At 62.2% G+C, this 3,631-nt stretch carries 3 protein-coding genes; 2 read left to right on the top strand and 1 reads right to left on the bottom strand.

What is annotated here, in order from left to right; genetic code table 11:
• Positions 1–97: 97 nt before the first annotated feature.
• A complete protein-coding gene (locus tag AX703_RS12765) occupies positions 98–1,288 on the bottom strand; it encodes a Gfo/Idh/MocA family protein (protein ID WP_062344530.1) in 1,191 nt (396 codons plus the stop codon).
• A gap of 147 nt (positions 1,289–1,435) precedes the next feature.
• Between AX703_RS12765 and AX703_RS12760 the strand changes: the two genes are divergently transcribed.
• Together AX703_RS12760 and nadC are read left to right on the top strand one after the other, a co-directional pair.
• Entirely contained in the window at positions 1,436–2,764 is a 1,329-nt protein-coding gene (locus AX703_RS12760; protein WP_062344527.1) for a Rieske 2Fe-2S domain-containing protein, read from the top strand.
• Complete coding sequence (nadC, locus tag AX703_RS12755; protein WP_062344525.1) at positions 2,764–3,630, top strand: carboxylating nicotinate-nucleotide diphosphorylase; 867 nt, start codon at positions 2,764–2,766, stop codon at positions 3,628–3,630. Before AX703_RS12760 ends, nadC begins: the two co-directional genes overlap by 1 nt.
• The last annotated feature ends 1 nt before the right edge of the window (position 3,631 follow it).

Below are 3,631 nucleotides of genomic sequence, written 5' to 3'. Positions count from 1 at the left end.
TGAAAGTTGAGATCGATCCCATCGGGGCGGACCGTCTGCGACAGCAGCGCCTCGGTGCGATCATAGCCCCAACAGGCGAGCGAGAGGTTCAATCTAGTCATACGGAAACGGCCTCCAAAGTGTCGATAATCATGGCTGTGGGTGCGATTTCGCTGCCGGTGCGGCTCGATTCGAGTAGGGCTGCGCAGCACGCCACCGTCTTCACGCCCCAGCGGCCATCATGGATCGGCTGGACCAGACCGAGTGCGCCTTCAACGAATTCATCGATGACCTCGACCCGCGGCAGGCTTGGCGGATCGATCGCGAGAAACTCACGGTGTTCATCGCCATAGAGCGTGATGCCTTGGGGCGAGAGCTTGAGATCGGCGCGTTCGCAACTGACCAGCACAAAGCCGAAATGCTCATGATACGGCGCCGGCGGTTCGCTGGTCGATGCGCCGTCCTCGCCATACGCTCGGCGTATCTTGGCAGCGCTTTCGGTCGCTGGTTCGAGGTTCCTGAGCGCGCGCCGCGTGTCACCGTATTGCTCCGGATCCTTCTCGCGGCCGAGTTCCGATATCCAATTAACCAGTTCGTCGGAATCATAATGGGCGTAGCCACTGTACGTCAGCGATGCGACAGCCCCACCCTCGAATCCCATCATCGCGGCATATGCGCCCTCGCTCGGGCGACTGGAATCCCAATTGCCCGCAACCGCGCGCACGAATGTCACATCGCGTCCGACAAGCCGCCGCGCCACGTCAATTTGGTGAGCGGCTTGACTGTAGACAACGCCCCCACCACGCGCGCTGTCCAGCTCTTCGGGGCGACGCGGCCGATACATGAAATCGGTGAAGTTCATCGCCGTGAGTTGCCGCACCGCACCAAAGCCGCCGCTGGCGATCAACTCGGCGGCTCGGCGGACCGGGGCATCAAAGCCATGGCTGGGGCCGACCAGGAGCAGTTTGCCGGCCCGGCGTGCCGCCGCTTCCATCGCGACGCACTCGGCGACAGAGATCGCCATCGGCTTTTCGACCAGAACATGCTTGCCCGCACCGAGGGCCGCGATTGCCTGCGTCGCGTGCAGTTCGTGTGGCGTCGCGATATAGACGGCATCAATATCGGCGGCGAGCAACCCCTCCAGGCTTTCATATGACTTGGCTCCGAACTCGCGCGTGAATTGAGCACGTGGGGACGCGCGCAGATCGAACGCCGCGGCGATCTCGACCCGTGGGTGCGCGCGCAACGCCGGAAGCGTCAGCATGAACCCCCGGCCAAGGCCGACAATGCCGATCCGAAGTGCCTTCATGTTTATCCTCGATCTGCCAGGTCGGTCCTTGAAATGCGGCCCGCTTGAAACGCACAATACTTCTATGTAGAAGTGTTTTCAAGAAGTGGATGAAACACCTTCGTGGCACGGCGCCTTGGCACAGCCACTTTGCGATAAGGATAGGCGATGACACCCCAACAAAATGACATCCTCGCCCGAGTCGAGGGCAGCGCGCCGATGGGCAGGCTGATGCGCCAGCACTGGATGCCCGCGTGCATGTCCGAAGAGGTGGCCGAACCGGATTGTACGCCGCTGCGCGTCCGCCTCCTCGGCGAGAATATGGTGGTGTTCCGCGACAGCAAGGGTCGTCTGGGCGCGCTTGACGAGCAATGCCCGCACCGCCGCGCGTCGCTGGCCTTTGGCCGCAACGAGGAATGCGGCCTGCGTTGCCTCTATCATGGCTGGAAGTTCGACGTGAACGGCAACGCCATCGACATGTCGTCCGAGCCGGTCGACGCCAAGCTGCGCAGCACGATGAAGACCAAGGCCTATCCGGTCCAGGAGGCCGGCGGGTTCGTCTGGGTGTGGATGGGCAATCCCGATCAGGTGACGCCGTTCGACAAGCCCAACTGGGCGACCGTACCGGACGACAAGATCAGCATCGTGAAGATGCATGGCGCATGCAACTGGGCACAGGTGCTCGAAGGCTCCATCGACTCGGCGCACAGTTCGAGCCTGCACTCGTCCAACATGCCGACGGCAACCGAGGTCAGCGGATCGACCGCGACCGACACCGCCTGGCTACGGCCGTCGGCCGACAAGGCGCCACGCCTTGAGGTCCAGAAGACCAGCTTTGGCTTCCGCTATGTCGCGATCCGCAAGCCGATCGTCGACGCCGATGCCACTGATTATATCCGCATGACACTCTATGTGGCGCCCTATACCGTCCACATTCCATCGAATGACCAATATCATCTGAGCCAGATGCTGGTCCCGATCGATGATGAGAACACGATGTTCTACTGGGTCGCCTGGCATCCCGAAAAAGGCATTTCGACCGACGCATGGCGCAAATTCTGCGGTGCCGAGATCGGCAAGGATGTCGAGCCGATCACCTTCAAAAAGATGCGCAACGCAGGAAACAACTATCTCCAGGATCGCGTAGCCATGAAGGACGGCGATTTCACCGGTATCTACGGCATCCCGGCGCAGGACATGGCGATGTGGGAATCGATGGGTACGCTCGCCGATCGTGGCGATGATCGCCTGGGGTCGAGCGACAAGGCGATCTTCACGTTCCGCACACAGATGTACCGCGCCGCGCAGGCGGTGGAAAAGGGCGAGCCGGCGATCGGCACGACCGAGCCGCACATTCCGAACGCCAAGCTCATGTCGTTCGAAGGCATCGTGCCTAAGGGCACCGACTGGCGGCTGCTCAATGTCTCGGACGAAGAGGCGGATATCATGCGGACCGTATCGACAGATGTCGACGCTCTCGGGGACGTCCGCGCTTGATGATGTCCCTGCCGCCCATTGCCGGGCTCGACGCGGATGCCGTCAGTCATTTCGTCCAGTCCGTACTCAAGGAGGATCTGGGGCTAGGTGGTGATGTCACCACCGACCTCACCATCCCCGCCGACGCACGGCTGATCGCGACGATCCAGACTCGCGAGCAGATTGCCGTTGCGGGCATCGATCTCGCCCAGGTCTTCTTCGAGGCCCTTGATCCCGATGTCCGGGTCGAGCGGCTTGCCAGGGATGGAGATGAGCTCCAGGCGGGTGCCCCGATCATGCGCGTGGAGGGTCGCGCCCGCCCGATGTTGTCGGCGGAGCGCTCGGCGCTGAACACGCTGCAGCACCTCACCGGTATTGCCACCCTTACTCGAAGCTATGCCAACATGATCGCGGGCACGTCGTGCATCCTGCTCGACACCCGCAAGACCATACCCGGCCTGCGCGCAATTGAGAAATATGCTGCCCGCATGGGCGGGGCGCACAATCATCGTATGCGGCTCGACGACGGCATCCTGATCAAGGACAATCATGTCGCGATCTGCGGCTCGATCGAGGCGGCCGTGCGCGCGGCCAAGGCGGGCAAGTCAGCACTCCCGGTCCAAGTCGAAGTCGACACAATCGACCAGATCGAGCCGGCACTGAAGGCAGGCGCCGATCGGCTGCTCTTCGACAATATGTCGGTCGAAATGCTGCGCGAGGGTGTGGCGCTGGTTGCGGGCCGCGTGCCGATCGAAGCGTCAGGTGGCGTGCGGCTCGATACCATCCGTGCGATCGCGGAAACGGGAGTTACTTACGTCTCCGTCGGCCGCATTACGCAGAGCGCACCGGCTGCCGATATCGGTCTCGATTACACAATAGCGGCTTGAT

This window comes from Novosphingobium sp. CCH12-A3 (genome assembly GCF_001556015.1).
Classification (GTDB): domain Bacteria; phylum Pseudomonadota; class Alphaproteobacteria; order Sphingomonadales; family Sphingomonadaceae; genus Novosphingobium; species Novosphingobium subterraneum.
This window is presented reverse-complemented; position numbering and strand designations above follow the sequence as displayed.

What these genes read in the sequence shown, in the direction of transcription:
- AX703_RS12765 (WP_062344530.1), bottom strand. Translation starts at nt 1,288, where the DNA reads ATGAAGGCACTTCGGATCGGCATTGTCGGCCTTGGCCGGGGGTTCATG.
- AX703_RS12760 (WP_062344527.1), top strand. Translation starts at nt 1,436, where the DNA reads ATGACACCCCAACAAAATGACATCCTCGCCCGAGTCGAGGGCAGCGCG.
- nadC (WP_062344525.1), top strand. Translation starts at nt 2,764, where the DNA reads ATGATGTCCCTGCCGCCCATTGCCGGGCTCGACGCGGATGCCGTCAGT.